The organism is Mycobacterium sp. E3339 (assembly GCF_001666915.1).
Lineage (GTDB): Bacteria > Actinomycetota > Actinomycetes > Mycobacteriales > Mycobacteriaceae > Mycobacterium.
On sequence record NZ_LZIZ01000149.1, the window covers coordinates 43,355 to 56,480 of the forward strand.

Consider the following 13,126-nt stretch of genomic DNA (forward strand, 5'->3'; position numbering starts at 1 on the left):
CTTCACCCCGCGCCGGATATGTCCTGCACAGCGCTGGTAACGATACGGTTTCTCAGCCTGAGCTCAGACTGTTCATATATCGCACATACGCCGATACGCGACGGTGTCCCTATGGATCGCGGAGCCCGTTGGGACGGGAATACGGACTGGCGGCTACGTGTTGTCGCCGGTGACGACTTGTCGCTTTTCGGCAGGACGGATTCGGAGGATCTGATCATCACCACGCTTTTGGGCCCGGCCAGCATGTCGCACCCGCAGGACTGCCCTGCAGACGAGTGGGTGGAGCCGTCCGAGGGTTTGCAAGGCACCGCGGTTTTCGACGCGACCGGGGACAAGGCCACGATGCCCTCGTGGGACGAGCTGGTGCGTCAGCACGCCGACCGGGTCTACCGGCTGGCCTACCGTCTCTCCGGCAATCAGCACGACGCGGAGGACCTCACCCAGGAGACCTTCATCCGGGTTTTCCGGTCGGTGCAGAACTATCAGCCGGGAACGTTCGAAGGCTGGCTGCACCGCATCACCACCAACCTCTTCCTCGACATGGTGCGCCGGCGCGCGCGCATCCGGATGGAGGCGTTGCCCGAGGACTACGAGCGGGTGCCCGCCGACGAGCCCAACCCCGAAGAGATCTACCACGATTCGCGGCTGGGCCCGGATTTGCAGGCGGCCCTGGATTCGCTGCCGCCGGAGTTCCGCGCCGCGGTCGTGCTGTGTGACATCGAGGGCCTGTCCTACGAGGAGATCGGCGCGACCCTGGGCGTGAAGCTCGGCACCGTGCGCAGCCGCATCCACCGCGGCCGGCAGGCCTTGCGCGACTACCTGGCCGCGCACCCCCAACCGGGCGCCGCGGCCCACGCCGAGTCGGCGTAGCCGACCGCCCGAATCGGCACACCCGGGTTCGCCGCTTGGGGATAAGCCAGCGGATTTGCGGATTGACACGCGATATTGCGCACCGCCTCGCGCTACATTCGAGGGGTAGGCGCAACGAAAGGACCCGGTGATGCCCGATCGAGGACATCTCTTCCGGCGCGCGTTCTCCTGGCTCCCCGCACAGTTCGCCTCTCAGAGCGATGCGCCCGTCGGCGCGCCGCGCCAGTTCGGTTCCACCGAGCACCTTTCCGTGGAGGCCATCGCGGCGTTCGTCGACGGTGAGCTGCGCATGAACGCGCACCTGCGGGCGGCGCATCACTTGTCGCTGTGCCCGCAGTGCGCGGCGGAGGTCGACGACCAAAGCCGGGCCCGCGCCGCGCTGCGCGACTCACATCCCATCCGCATCCCCAGCACGCTGCTCGGCATGCTCGCCGAGATTCCCTACGATTCGCCCGACGACGCCACCACCCGGGCATCCGACCGATTCGCTGACCGCGACGCCCGTGAGCAGCGCAAGCGCCCCTAGCTCGGCGCCTTCCCGCGCAACTGCCGATGGTTGACCCCGCCGAATTTGCGCACCCCGCCCCCGCGCTCATGGGCGACCCGCCACGAACCGTGGATACTAGGGTGAACACGACCACGCCGGTGTCGTGGATATCGCCCGGTGCAGGGCCTGTCTCGAGCGCTCAAGAAGAGGATCCAAAGGGATAACGTGACCTCCGATCAAGGCTTCGACCAGAAGCAGGACAGCGGCAAGAACAGCGGCAACCGCTTAGCCCCGCGCCCCGTCTCCCGTCCGCCGGTGGACCCCGCATCGCGTCAACTCTTCAGCCGCCCCGCCGGACTGCGCGGGTCCTTCCTGGCCGACCGCGTCCGCCCGCAGAAGTACCGGGACCAGGGCGAGTTCTCCCCGCACGACGAGCCGGCCGATCCGGTCCTCCAGGAGGCGTTCAGCCGGCCGGTCGGCAGCCCCGACTCGCTGCAGCGCCACCCCGTCGACGCCGGCGCGCTGGCCGCCGAGAAGGACGGCGCAGGCCCCGACGAGCTCGATGATCCGTGGCGGGATCCGTCGGCCGGGGCCGCGTTGGGCACCCCGGCGGTCGCCCCGTCGGGGCCGCGGGGGCCGCAGGGCTACGGCGGCAAGCTGGGCGTGCGCGACGTGCTGTTCGGCGGCAAGGTGTCCTACCTCGCGCTGCTGGTGCTGTTGCTGATCGCGCTGGTGATCGGCGTGATCGGCGGGGTGATCGGGCGCAAGACGGCCGAGGTCGCCGAGGCGTTCACCACCTCGAAGGTGACGCTGTCGACCAACGGCAACGGGGAGGGCCCGGCCGGCCGGTTCGCCAAGGTGGCGGCCGCCACCGCGAACGCGGTGGTGACCATCGAGTCCAAGAGCGACCAAGAGGGCATGCAGGGCTCCGGCGTGGTGATCGACGGCCGCGGCTACATCATCACGAACAACCACGTGATCTCCGAGGCGGCGAACAACCCCAGCCAGTTCAAGACGACCGTGGTGTTCAACGACGGCAAGGAAGTGCCCGCCAACCTGGTCGGGCGCGACCCCAAGACCGACCTGGCGGTGCTCAAGGTCGACAACGTCGACAACCTGAGCGTGGCCCGGTTCGGCGACTCGGACAAGGTGCGCGTCGGCGACGAGGTGCTGGCGGCGGGCGCGCCGCTCGGGCTGCGCAGCACCGTGACCCACGGCATCATCAGCGCGCTGCACCGGCCCGTCCCGTTGTCGGGGGAGGGCTCGGACACCGACACCGTCATCGACGCCCTGCAGACCGACGCGTCGATCAACCACGGCAACTCCGGTGGCCCGCTGATCGACATGGACTCGCAGGTGATCGGGATCAACACCGCGGGTAAGTCGTTGTCCGACAGCGCAAGTGGGCTGGGCTTCGCGATCCCGATCAACGAGGCCAAGCAGGTGGCCCAGACGCTGATCAAGGACGGCAAGATCGTGCACCCGACGCTGGGCATCAGCACCCGCTCGGTGAGCAACGCGATCGCCTCCGGTGCGCAGGTCGCCAACGTGAAGGCAGGCAGCCCCGCGCAAAAGGGCGGGATCCTGGAGAACGACGTCATCGTCAAGGTCGGTAACCGCACCGTCGCCGACGCCGACGAGTTCGTCGTCGCCGTCCGGCAGCTGACCATCGGCCAGGACTCCCCGATCGAGGTGGTCCGCGACGGCCGGCACGTCACCCTGACCGTCAAGCCCGACCCCGACGGCAGCTAGATGTTCGGCAGCCTGAGCTGGGAGCACATCCTGGTCCTCGTCGTGGTGGGGCTGGTGGTCCTCGGCCCCGAGCGGCTCCCCGGCGCCATCCGCTGGACGTCGACCGCGCTGCGCCAGGCGCGCGACTACCTCAGCGGGGTGACCACCCAGCTGCGCGAAGACCTCGGGCCCGAGTTCGACGAGCTCCGCGCGCCGCTGAGCGAGCTGCAGCGGCTGCGCGGGATGACGCCGCGCGCCGCGCTGACCAAGCACCTGCTGGACGGCGACGATTCGTTCTTGACGGGGAACTTCGACCGGCCGGTCAACGGCACCGCGGCCACGCCGGCGGAGCCGTCGCCACCGCCCGTGCAGGCTCCCGGGCCGGCGCCGTTCGACGCCGACGCGACCTAGCGGGTCGCCGCCATCGGACCTAGCGCCGCGTCGGATCCAGGCCCAGCGACACGCCCGCCAGGCCGCGCCGTCGCGATGACAGGTTGTCGGCCACGCTGCGCAGCTCCTTGCCCGCCGGGGAATCCGGGGCGCTGAGCACGATGGGGGTGCCGGAATCGCCGGCGGCCACCAGCGCGGGGTCCAACGGGATCTGGCCGAGCAGAGGCACCTCGGCGCCGACGGCGCGGGACAGGCGCTCGGCCACCTGCCGGCCGCCGCCCTCGCCGAACACCTGCATCGTCGAGCCGTCCGGCAGCGTGAGGCCCGCCATGTTCTCCACGACGCCGGCGATGCGCTGCCGGGTTTGCATCGCGATGCTGCCCGCCCGCTCGGCGACCTCGGCCGCGGCCAGCTGCGGCGTCGTCACCACCATGATCTCGGCGCTGGGGATCAGCTGGGCCACCGAGATGGCGATGTCCCCGGTGCCCGGCGGCAGGTCCAGCAGGAGGACGTCCAGATCGCCCCAGTAGACGTCGGCCAGGAACTGTTGCAGCGCCCGGTGCAGCATCGGCCCGCGCCACACCACCGGGGTGTTGCCCTCGGTGAACTGGGCGATCGAGATGACCTTCACCTCGTGGGCGATGGGGGGCAGGATCATCGACTCGACCTGGGTGGGCCGGTCCGTGGTGCCCATCATCCGGGGGATGGAATGGCCGTGGATGTCGGCGTCGAGCACGCCCACCGAGAGGCCGCGGGCCGCCATGGCCGCGGCCAGGTTGACCGTGACGGTGGACTTGCCCACACCGCCCTTCCCGGACGCGACCGCGTACACCCGCGTCAGCGAATTCGGTTGGGCGAAGGGGATGACGGGCTCGCGGGCATCGCCGCGCAACTGCTTGCGCAGTTCGGTGCGCTGCTCGTCGTTCATCACGTCCAGGGTGACCTTGACGGCGCCGGTGCCCGGCACGTCGGCGACCGCGTTGGTGACCCGCTCGGTGATCTCCGTTTTCTTCGGGCACGCGGCGGTGGTCAGGTAGATCCCGACGTGCACGCCGCCGTCGGGCTGGGTGTCAATGCTCTTGACCATCCCCAGTTCGGTGATCGGGCGCCGGAGTTCGGGGTCGATCACCTTCCCCAGGGCGGTGCGGATTGCTGCGCTCAAGTCGGCAGCGTCATGACCAGACATCACCGCCGAGTGTAGGCGTGCGCGATGGGGCCGTCTGGCGGCGGTCAGCCGCCCGCGACGGGTCCCGGCGGCTTCGGCGCCGCCGCGTTCGGCGGGCCGGCGGGTTTGGGTGCCGCAGCCGCGGGGGCCGGGGCCGCCTGGGGCGCGGGAGCCTGCGCGTCCGGCGGTGGCGGCGGGGCCATCGGCGGGGCCATTGGCGGGGGTGGTGCCATCGGCGGCGGTGCCATGGGCGGCGGCGCCCACGGCTGGGCCTGCTGCGGCGGATTCTGGGGACCGACACAGATCACCGTGCAGCCGGGCATACGCGTCGGGGCCTGCTGTGGCGTGGGGGTCATCCACGGGAACATCGGCTGCTGACCGGGGCTTTGCGGCCCGGAGAGGTCGATCAGCGGCATGCGCGCCAGGGGGTCGTCCAACGGCAACCCGTTGACGTTCATCGGCAGGTTGGGGCCGAGTCCCTCGGCATGCTCGAGGTGCGCGTCGGCGAGCGGCGGCGGCGGGCCCGTCATCGGAGGCAGGTCGACCGGAACCACGCCGGTGGCGTACGCCGACGCCCAGCCCAGCACGTTCTGCGCGTACGCCATCGAGTTGTTGTAGCGCAGGATCGCGGCCATCACTTGCGACGGGTCGCGGAGGTTGAGGCCGCCGCTGCACAGGTAGCGCGCCGCGGCCAGGGTGGAGTCGAACAGGTTCTGCGGATCGGCGACGCCGTCGCCCTTGCCGTCGGAGGCGTACCGCGCCCAGGTGCCGGGCAAGAACTGCATCGGCCCCATCGCGCGGGCGTAGGTGGGCCGGTTGCCGGCGCTGCTCTGCAGGATGATCTCGTTGCCCGGCAGCGTGCCGTCCAACGCGGGGCCGTAGATCGGGACGACCGCGGTGCCGCGCGCGTCGACCGCCCCGCCGCCGGCATGACCCGACTCGATGCGGCCTATCCCGGCCAGCAGGTTCCAGCTGACGCCGCAGCCGGGGGCGGCCACGGCCATCTTCTGTTCGGCGCTGCGGTAGGCCGCCAGCGCGATGCTCGGAATGCCAAGCGCCCCAGGCGCATTCACAATCATCGGTTTCGGCGGAGCCGACAGGGCAGGCTCGGCGACGTGGAAGGCGGTCGGCGAACGGTCGACGGACACGACCGCCGGGCCCGAGAGGTCGGGAACGGTGGGGGAAACCGCGGCCACCGGGGCCACTTTCGCGTGCACCTGCGGAAGCTTTTCGGGGAGCGAGGGTGCCGCCCCGCTCACCGCCCCGGCGAAGACCAACGGGGCGATGGTGGCGACGCCGAATGCGCGCGTGCGCGTTACCTGAAGTGCTCCTAGCCGCTCCGCTGCGGCGGCCGGGCGTGCACCCCGGCGTCCCCCAATGCGCACTCGACCGTCCTAGGTATGTGAGCTGGTCAACTGCTCTTCAGCCGTGAACTAGATCACCATACATAACTCTTGTGACCAGAGTGGCGCAATGGTCTGAACTGGTTCTCAGCCCGATTTCTTAGTGGCGCGGTCCACGCCGTCGCCGCCCTGTACCCCCTCGGCGCCCCCGGATTCGGGGTCCAATCGGGCCAGCAGCGCGCGCAGATCCTCCAGCTCATGACGCAGATATTCGCGGGTCACGACCTCGCCGACGGCGAGCCGCACGGCCGCGAGCTCGCGGGCCAGAAACTCGGTGTCGGCCTTGGTCTGCGCCGCGCGATGACGATCCTGTTCGAGCGCGACCCGGTCCCGGTTTTCCTGACGATTCTGGGCGAGCAAAATCAGCGGCGCCGCGTAGGCGGCCTGCGTGGAGAAGGCGAGGTTGAGCAGGATGAAGGGATAGGGGTCGAAGCGGGCCGCGGCGGCGAAGAGGTTCACGGCGATCCACACGATCACCACGATGGTCTGCACCAGCAGGTAGCGGCCGGTGCCGAAGAACCGCGCGATGGACTCGGTGATCTGGCCGACGGCCTCGGGGTCCAGGCGCGGCGAGTATCTGCGCGACGTCCGCGGGGTGGAAAGCAGCCGGCGGGGTGCCGGGGACTTGCTCACGCGGATCCTCCCAGTTCGTCGAGCCGGCCTGCGGCGTCGAGCGCCTGCATGTCCACCCGCCAGTCGTGCGGCAACAGGTGATCGAGCAGGTCGTCCACCGTCACCGCGCCCAGCAGGTGGTTCTGATCATCGAGCACCGGTCCGCACACCAGGTTGTAGGCCGCCAGGTAGCGGGTCACCGCCGCCAGCGGGGTCTCCGGCGTCAGGGTGAGCAGGTCGGTGTCCACGATGCCGCCGACCAGTTCCGCCGGTGCCTCGCGGAGCAGCCGTTGCAGTTGCACACAACCCAGGTACCGGCCGGTGGGCGTGGCCGTGGGCGGGCGCACCACGAACACCATGGACGACAGGGCGGGGGTGAGGTCCGGGTCGCGGACGCGGGCCAGCGCCTCGGCGACCGACGTGTCGGGCGTCAGCACCACCGGATCCGAGGTCATCAGCCCGCCCGCCGTGTCCGGCGAGTGCGCCAGCAGTCGCCGGACCGGGGCCGAATCGTCCGGGTCCATCCGGGTCAGCAGCATCTCGGCGTCCGTCGGGTTCAGCACGCCGAGCAGGTCGGCGGCGTCGTCGGGATCCATCTCCTCGAGGACGTCGGCCGAGCGTTCCGTGCCCAGCTCGGAGAGCACGTCGGCCTGGTCCAGTTCGGGCAGTTCCTGCAGCACGTCCGCCAGCCGGTCGTCGTCGAGCGCCTTGAGCACTTCGTAGCGGCGCTTGGGCGGCAGGCCGCGGATGGCGTCGGCCACGTCGACCGCCTTCCAGCCCTCGAACTGATCCAGCAGCTGCGCCACGCCCTGACCCGGCAGCGCCAGCGCCGACGGGCTCAGGCCTTGCACGTGGTACCAATCCACGACGTGCACGGGGCCGCGCCGCCCCAGCCGCCGCTGGCTGCGGACCGCGACCCGGCTCACCATCCAGTCGCGGGTGCGGGTTTGTTCGATCCCGAGGTCGGTGACGACGACGTCCAGGCCGGCCAGTTCGGGCAGCGCGGGATCGTTGACCTTGACCTGCGTGTCGAGCACCTGGCCGATCGCCAGCACCTCACCCGGGCGCTGTTCGAAGTGGCGCAGGGAGACGCTTCCGGTGTTGAGGGTGACGGCCTCCGGCTCGATCGCGGCGACCCGAAGCATCGGGATGAAGATGCTGCGCCGCGTCGCCAGGTCGACGACCAATCCCAACACGCGCGGTTGTTGACGCACGATGCTGATGCTGATCACGACATCGCGGACCCGGCCGAAGGATTCGCCGAGCGGACCCAGCACCAACATCCGCGAGAGCCGGGCGATGTAGACCCTGTTGACCGATGCCATGGGGAGAGCCTAGGCAGCCGCGCTCGGTACGGCAGATGCTGGGATGCGGCTAACGCGAGTGCATCGCGAACAGGAAGACGATCGTGGTGACCACCAGGGTCGCGACGCCGATGACGATGCCGGCCACCGCCAGGCCGTAGCCGTCCTGCTGGGTCCGCCGAATCTGGTTGATCGCGACCGCGCCCAGCACGATCGCCACAATCGAGCCGACGCAGCAGCAGAACACGCCGGTGAACGACGTGACGAGCGAGGCGATCGCGAGCTTGTTCGTGCCCGGTTTGACGCCGCTCGGGGTGCCATAGCCGCCCAGGTAGTCCGGGGCGGGGTAGTAGCCGCCCGAATACGGTGGCGGCCCGTAGCCGCCCGGCGGCCCCCCGAATTGTGACGGGCCCGGCTGGTAGGGCGGCGCGCCGTAGCCCGGCGGCTGGTCATAGCCGGGCGGTGGCCCGTATCCGGCAGGGGGCGGCGGGTATTGGCCCGCGTAGCCGGGTTGGTATTCGATGGGGTAGCCCGGCGGCGGATACGCCGGGGGCGGGTAGTCCGGCGCCGGCGGTTCCCACGCGGCCCCCGGCTGGTCCGGGCCCCCGCTGCCGCCGGCGGACGACGGTTTGGCCTGGTCGTCGTGGGCGGGGTCGCCGAAGCCGTCGCCGGGCGCTGTCATGGTGTTCAACCTAGCCGATGCCGGGTTGGCCGATCGGCGGCGAACCGCCGCGCGTCGCACAGCCCTCGCCGGGGCGATGACGGCTTTGTTTGTGCAGGTCGCTGGCTAGGCTAGGAGGTCCGAGATGTGGCATCGGCCAGGGCGGAGGAGAATGAGCAGCAATGACTAGTCCTTTCCAGCCCGGTCAAGTCCCCGGCTCCACGCCCGCGGGCGCGACGGGCCGCCGCGCGCCCGGACTGCCGACGCCGCCCAAGGGTTGGCCGGTCGGGTCCTATCCCACCTACGCCGAGGCGCAGCGCGCCGTCGACTACCTCTCCGAGCAGGAGTTCCCGGTCCAGCAGGTGACCATCGTCGGCGTCGACCTGATGCAGGTGGAGCGGGTCACCGGCAGGCTGACCTGGGCCAAGGTGCTCGGTGGTGGCGTGCTGAGTGGGGCCTGGCTGGGTCTGTTCATCGGATTGGTACTCGGCTTCTTCAGCCCGAATCCCTGGGCCGCGCTCGCCACCGGCCTGGTGGCCGGGGTCTTCTTCGGGTTGATCACCTCCGCCGTCCCCTACGCGATGGCCCGCGGCACAAGGGATTTCAGCTCGACCATGCAGCTGGTGGCCGGCCGCTATGACGTGCTCTGCGATCCGCAGAACGCGGAGAGGGCACGGGACCTGTTGGCGCGCTTGGCGATTTGAGGCCGCGCGCGAGAGGTGTGACCCAGTGGTGAATCGTCGTGCGCGCCGGATGGGCGTCATCGGGCTGGCGGCGGTCACCATCACGGCGGCGGCGACGGCCTGCGGGTCCGCCGGCAACGCGTTGGTGATCAGTTTCTTCACGCCGTCCACCGATTCGACCGCATTCACCGCCGTCGCCCAGGAGTGCAGCAAGCAACTGGGGGGCCGGTTCGCCATCCAGCACGTGAGCCTGCCGCGGGGACCCGGCGAGCAGCGGGTGCAGCTGGCGCGGCGCCTGAGCGCACACGACCGCGGGCTGGACGTGATGGCGTTGGACGTGGTGTGGACCGCGGAGTTCGCCGAGGCCGGATGGGCGCTGCCACTCTCGGATGACCCCGCCGGCCTTGCCGACGCCGACGCCGCCGCTGACACCCTCCCGGGCCCGTTGGCGACGGCCCGCTGGAAGCACAAGCTGTATGGCGCTCCCGTCGCCACCAACACGCAATTGCTCTGGTATCGAACGGATTTGGTGAGTCAACCGCCGCAGGACTGGGACGCGATGGTGAACGAGGCCGACCGGTTGCACGCCGAGGGCCGGCCGGCCTGGATCGCCGTGCAGGCGAACGAGGGCGAGGGCCTGGTGGTGTGGTTCAACACGCTGCTGGTCAGCGGTGGCGGTGCGGTGCTTTCCGAGGACGGCCGCCGGGTCACCTTGACCGACACACCCGCGCACCGGGCCGCGACAGTCAACGCGCTGCGCATCCTCAAGTCGGTCGCCACCGCCCCGGGGGCCGACCCGTCGATCACCCGGACCGACGAGGGGACGGCGCGCCTGGCGGTCGAACAGGGCAAGGCCGCACTGGAAGTCAACTGGCCGTACGTGCTGGCCTCCATGCTGGAGAATGCGGTGAAGGGCGGCGTCCCCTTCCTGCCGCTGAACCGGGATCCGGCCCTGGCCGGCAGCATCAACGACGTCGGCACGTTCGTGCCCAGCGACGAGCAATACCGCATCGCCTACGACGCCAGCCGAAAGGTGTTCGGTTTCGCGCCGTATCCCGGTGTGGCGCCGGACCGGCCGGCCAAGGTGACGATCGGCGGACTGAACCTGGCCGTCGCCAGCACCACCCGCCACCGCGCGGAGGCGTTCGAAGCGGTGCGCTGCCTGCGCAGCGTGCAGAGCCAGAAGTACGTGTCGATGGAGGGTGGCCTGCCCGCGGTGCGGACATCGTTGTACTCCGATCCGCAATTCCAGGCCAAGTACCCCATGCACGCGGTCATCCGCCGGCAACTCACCGACGCCGCCGTGCGGCCGGCGACGCCGGTCTACCAGGCGTTGTCGCTGCGGCTGTCGGCGGCGCTGAGCCCCATCACCGATATCGACCCGGAGCGGACGGCCGACGAGCTCGCCACGCAGGCGCAGAAGGCCATCGACGGCAAGGGGCTGTTGCCGTGACCGCCACGGCCGTGCAGCCGCATGAGGCCGCCGTCGCCCCCGGCACCCGCAGCCGAAACCGGTTGTCGGAGCGGCGGCTTGCCTTCCTGCTCGTCGCGCCGGCGGCGACTCTCATGCTGGCGGTGACGGCCTACCCCATCGGCTACGCGGTGTGGCTGAGCCTGCAGCGCAACAATCTCGCCACCCCCGACGACACCGCGTTCGTCGGATTGACCAACTACCAAACGGTTTTGACCGACCGCTATTGGTGGACCGCGCTGGCCGTCACGCTGGGCATCGCGGCCGTCTCGGTGTCCGCCGAATTCGTGCTCGGCCTGGCGCTGGCGTTGGTGATGCACCGCACGCTGGTGGGCAAGGGCCTGGTGCGCACCGCGGTGCTGGTGCCGTACGGCATCGTCACGGTGGTCGCGTCGTACAGCTGGTATTACGCGTGGACGCCCGGAACCGGTTATCTGGCCAACCTTTTGCCGCACGGCAGCGCGCCGCTGACCCAGCAGATTCCGTCGCTGGGCATCGTGGTGCTCGCGGAGGTGTGGAAGACCACGCCGTTCATGTCGCTGCTGTTGCTGGCCGGCCTGGCGTTGGTGCCGGAGGACTTGCTCAAGGCCGCCCAGGTCGACGGGGCCGGGGCGTGGCGGCGGCTGGCGCGCATCACCCTGCCGATCATCAAGCCCGCAGTCGTGGTCGCGCTGCTGTTCCGCACGCTGGACGCGTTCCGCATCTTCGACAACATCTACGTGCTGACCGCCGGCGCCAACAACACCGACTCGGTGTCAATCCTGGGCTACAACAACCTGTTCAAGGGCTTCAACGTCGGGCTGGGGTCGGCGATCAGCGTGCTGATCTTCCTCTGCGTCGGGATCATCGCACTGGTCTACATCAAGGTGTTCGGCGCGGCGGCGCCCGGCGGTGACCTCGATGGCCGTTAACGGGGGAGGCGCCAGGCGCGCCGCGGTCTGGGCCGTCGTCGACACGGTGGTCGTCGTGTACGCACTCCTTCCGGTGGTGTGGATCCTCAGCCTCTCGCTCAAGCCAACGTCAACGGTCAAGGACGGCAAGCTCATTCCGTCATCGGTGTCCTTCGAGAACTACCGCGGCATCTTCCGGGGTGACCTGTTCAGTTCGGCGCTGATCAACTCGATCGGGATCGGCCTGATCACGACCGCCATCGCGGTGGCGCTCGGTGCGATGGCGGCGTACGCGATTGCCCGGCTGAGCTTTCCGGGCAAGCGGGTGTTGATCGGCGCCACCCTGCTGGTCACCATGTTCCCCGCGATCTCGCTGGTCACCCCGTTGTTCAACATCGAACGCTTCGTCGGCCTGTTCGACACCTGGCCGGGCCTGATCTTGCCCTACATCACGTTCGCGCTGCCGCTTGCCATCTACACGCTGTCGGCGTTCTTCCGGGAGATTCCGTGGGACCTGGAGAAGGCGGCCAAGATGGACGGCGCCACACCGGCCCAGGCCTTCCGCAAGGTGATCGTCCCGCTGGCGGCGCCCGGGGTGGTGACCGCGGCGATCCTGGTGTTCATCCTCGCCTGGAACGACCTGCTGCTGGCGCTGTCGCTGACGGCCACCAAGGCGGCGATCACCGCGCCCGTGGCGATCGCGAACTTCGGTGGCAGTTCGCAATTCGAGGATCCCACCGGGTCGATCGCGGCCGGCGCCATCGTGATCACGGTCCCGATCATCGGTTTTGTTCTAATCTTCCAACGACGAATCATCGCCGGGTTGACCTCTGGCGCGGTGAAGGGATAGCTGCGATGGCCGAGATTGTGCTGGACCACGTCAGCAAGAGCTACCCGGATGGCGCCGTGGCCGTGAAGGATCTCAGCATCACCATCGCCGACGGCGAGTTCCTCATCCTGGTCGGGCCGTCGGGCTGCGGCAAGACCACGACGCTGAACATGATTGCCGGCCTTGAGGACATCTCGTCGGGGGAGCTGCGCATCGGCGGCGAGCGGGTCAACGAGAAGGCGCCCAAGGACCGCGACATCGCGATGGTCTTCCAGTCGTACGCGCTTTACCCCCACATGACCGTGCGGCAGAACATCGCGTTCCCGCTGACGCTGGCGAAGATGAAAAAGGCGGAGATCGCACGCAAGGTGGAGGAAACCGCCAAAACCCTTGACCTGACCGAACTCCTGGACCGCAAGCCGTCCCAATTGTCCGGTGGGCAGCGACAGCGGGTGGCGATGGGCCGGGCGATCGTGCGCCACCCCAAGGCCTTCCTGATGGACGAGCCGCTGTCCAACCTGGACGCCAAGCTGCGCGTCCAGATGCGTGGCGAGATCGCCCGGCTGCAAAAGCGCCTCGGCACCACGACGGTCTACGTCACCCATGACCAGACCGAGGCCATGACGCTGG

14 protein-coding genes are annotated in these 13,126 nt (G+C 69.6%); 9 read left to right on the forward strand and 5 right to left on the reverse strand.

Going from position 1 to position 13,126, the window contains the following annotated elements; all coding sequences use genetic code 11:
* The first annotated feature begins 111 nt into the window (after nt 1-111).
* From sigE to tatB, 4 genes are all read left to right on the forward strand, one after another.
* Nucleotides 112-870 carry an RNA polymerase sigma factor SigE gene (gene sigE, locus A5702_RS13525; protein ID WP_068221323.1) on the forward strand — a complete coding sequence of 253 codons (759 nt, stop codon included), beginning with the start codon at nt 112-114 and terminating at the stop codon, nt 868-870.
* 130 nt (nt 871-1,000) lie between these two features.
* A complete protein-coding gene (gene rseA, locus A5702_RS13530) occupies nt 1,001-1,396 on the forward strand; it encodes an anti-sigma E factor RseA (protein WP_055398747.1) in 396 nt (131 codons plus the stop codon).
* 186 nt (nt 1,397-1,582) lie between these two features.
* Entirely contained in the window at nt 1,583-3,109 is a 1,527-nt protein-coding gene (locus A5702_RS13535; protein WP_067821336.1) for a S1C family serine protease, read from the forward strand.
* Nucleotides 3,110-3,499 (forward strand): Sec-independent protein translocase protein TatB, encoded by a 390-nt coding sequence (gene tatB, locus A5702_RS13540; RefSeq protein ID WP_068221327.1) that lies wholly within the window; start codon nt 3,110-3,112, stop codon nt 3,497-3,499. It abuts the gene before it with no gap.
* Nucleotides 3,500-3,518: 19 nt separating this feature from the next.
* On the opposite strand, the gene A5702_RS13545 is transcribed toward tatB, so the two are convergent.
* The 5 genes from A5702_RS13545 to A5702_RS13565 all read right to left on the reverse strand — a co-directional run bounded on the left by A5702_RS13545 (nt 3,519) and on the right by A5702_RS13565 (nt 8,644).
* Nucleotides 3,519-4,664 (reverse strand): Mrp/NBP35 family ATP-binding protein, encoded by a 1,146-nt coding sequence (locus tag A5702_RS13545; RefSeq protein WP_156349380.1) that lies wholly within the window; start codon nt 4,662-4,664, stop codon nt 3,519-3,521.
* A gap of 44 nt (nt 4,665-4,708) precedes the next feature.
* Nucleotides 4,709-6,028, reverse strand: a complete 1,320-nt coding sequence (locus A5702_RS13550; protein ID WP_068221331.1) for a lytic transglycosylase domain-containing protein — start codon at nt 6,026-6,028, stop codon at nt 4,709-4,711.
* Nucleotides 6,029-6,133: 105 nt separating this feature from the next.
* A complete protein-coding gene (locus tag A5702_RS13555) occupies nt 6,134-6,679 on the reverse strand; it encodes a DUF1003 domain-containing protein (protein WP_055398737.1) in 546 nt (181 codons plus the stop codon).
* A complete protein-coding gene (locus A5702_RS13560) occupies nt 6,676-7,983 on the reverse strand; it encodes a magnesium transporter MgtE N-terminal domain-containing protein (RefSeq protein ID WP_055398735.1) in 1,308 nt (435 codons plus the stop codon). The genes A5702_RS13555 and A5702_RS13560 overlap by 4 nt, the downstream gene beginning before the upstream one ends.
* Nucleotides 7,984-8,032: 49 nt before the next feature.
* Nucleotides 8,033-8,644 carry a DUF4190 domain-containing protein gene (locus tag A5702_RS13565; protein WP_068221332.1) on the reverse strand — a complete coding sequence of 204 codons (612 nt, stop codon included), beginning with the start codon at nt 8,642-8,644 and terminating at the stop codon, nt 8,033-8,035.
* A 161-nt stretch (nt 8,645-8,805) separates the two neighbouring features.
* Here A5702_RS13565 and A5702_RS13570 point away from each other — a divergent pair, with 161 nt between their 5' ends.
* The 5 genes from A5702_RS13570 to A5702_RS13590 all read left to right on the forward strand — a co-directional run.
* Nucleotides 8,806-9,327 carry a general stress protein gene (locus A5702_RS13570; RefSeq protein ID WP_055398731.1) on the forward strand — a complete coding sequence of 174 codons (522 nt, stop codon included), beginning with the start codon at nt 8,806-8,808 and terminating at the stop codon, nt 9,325-9,327.
* A gap of 49 nt (nt 9,328-9,376) precedes the next feature.
* On the forward strand, nt 9,377-10,759 hold the full coding sequence (locus tag A5702_RS13575; protein WP_156669616.1) for an extracellular solute-binding protein: 1,383 nt from the start codon (nt 9,377-9,379) through the stop codon (nt 10,757-10,759).
* Between the two features lie 11 nt (nt 10,760-10,770).
* Nucleotides 10,771-11,688: a carbohydrate ABC transporter permease gene (locus tag A5702_RS13580; protein WP_055398929.1), complete on the forward strand. Its 918-nt coding sequence runs from the start codon at nt 10,771-10,773 to the stop codon at nt 11,686-11,688.
* The gene (locus tag A5702_RS13585; RefSeq protein WP_068221335.1) at nt 11,678-12,517 is read left to right on the forward strand and encodes a carbohydrate ABC transporter permease; all 840 of its coding nucleotides are present in this window, start codon (nt 11,678-11,680) and stop codon (nt 12,515-12,517) included. The genes A5702_RS13580 and A5702_RS13585 overlap by 11 nt, the downstream gene beginning before the upstream one ends.
* 5 nt (nt 12,518-12,522) lie before the next feature.
* Nucleotides 12,523-13,126, forward strand: a 604-nt coding sequence (locus A5702_RS13590; RefSeq protein ID WP_156669615.1) for an ABC transporter ATP-binding protein, incomplete at its 3' end; no start/stop codon positions are given.

Coding starts and splice junctions, on each gene's coding strand:
- A5702_RS13560 (WP_055398735.1), bottom strand. CDS start 7,983: ATGGCATCGGTCAACAGGGTCTACATCGCCCGGCTCTCGCGGATGTTG.
- A5702_RS13545 (WP_156349380.1), bottom strand. CDS start 4,664: ATGTCTGGTCATGACGCTGCCGACTTGAGCGCAGCAATCCGCACCGCC.
- A5702_RS13575 (WP_156669616.1), top strand. CDS start 9,377: ATGGGCGTCATCGGGCTGGCGGCGGTCACCATCACGGCGGCGGCGACG.
- A5702_RS13570 (WP_055398731.1), top strand. CDS start 8,806: ATGACTAGTCCTTTCCAGCCCGGTCAAGTCCCCGGCTCCACGCCCGCG.
- A5702_RS13585 (WP_068221335.1), top strand. CDS start 11,678: ATGGCCGTTAACGGGGGAGGCGCCAGGCGCGCCGCGGTCTGGGCCGTC.
- sigE (WP_068221323.1), top strand. CDS start 112: ATGGATCGCGGAGCCCGTTGGGACGGGAATACGGACTGGCGGCTACGT.
- tatB (WP_068221327.1), top strand. CDS start 3,110: ATGTTCGGCAGCCTGAGCTGGGAGCACATCCTGGTCCTCGTCGTGGTG.
- rseA (WP_055398747.1), top strand. CDS start 1,001: ATGCCCGATCGAGGACATCTCTTCCGGCGCGCGTTCTCCTGGCTCCCC.
- A5702_RS13565 (WP_068221332.1), bottom strand. CDS start 8,644: ATGACAGCGCCCGGCGACGGCTTCGGCGACCCCGCCCACGACGACCAG.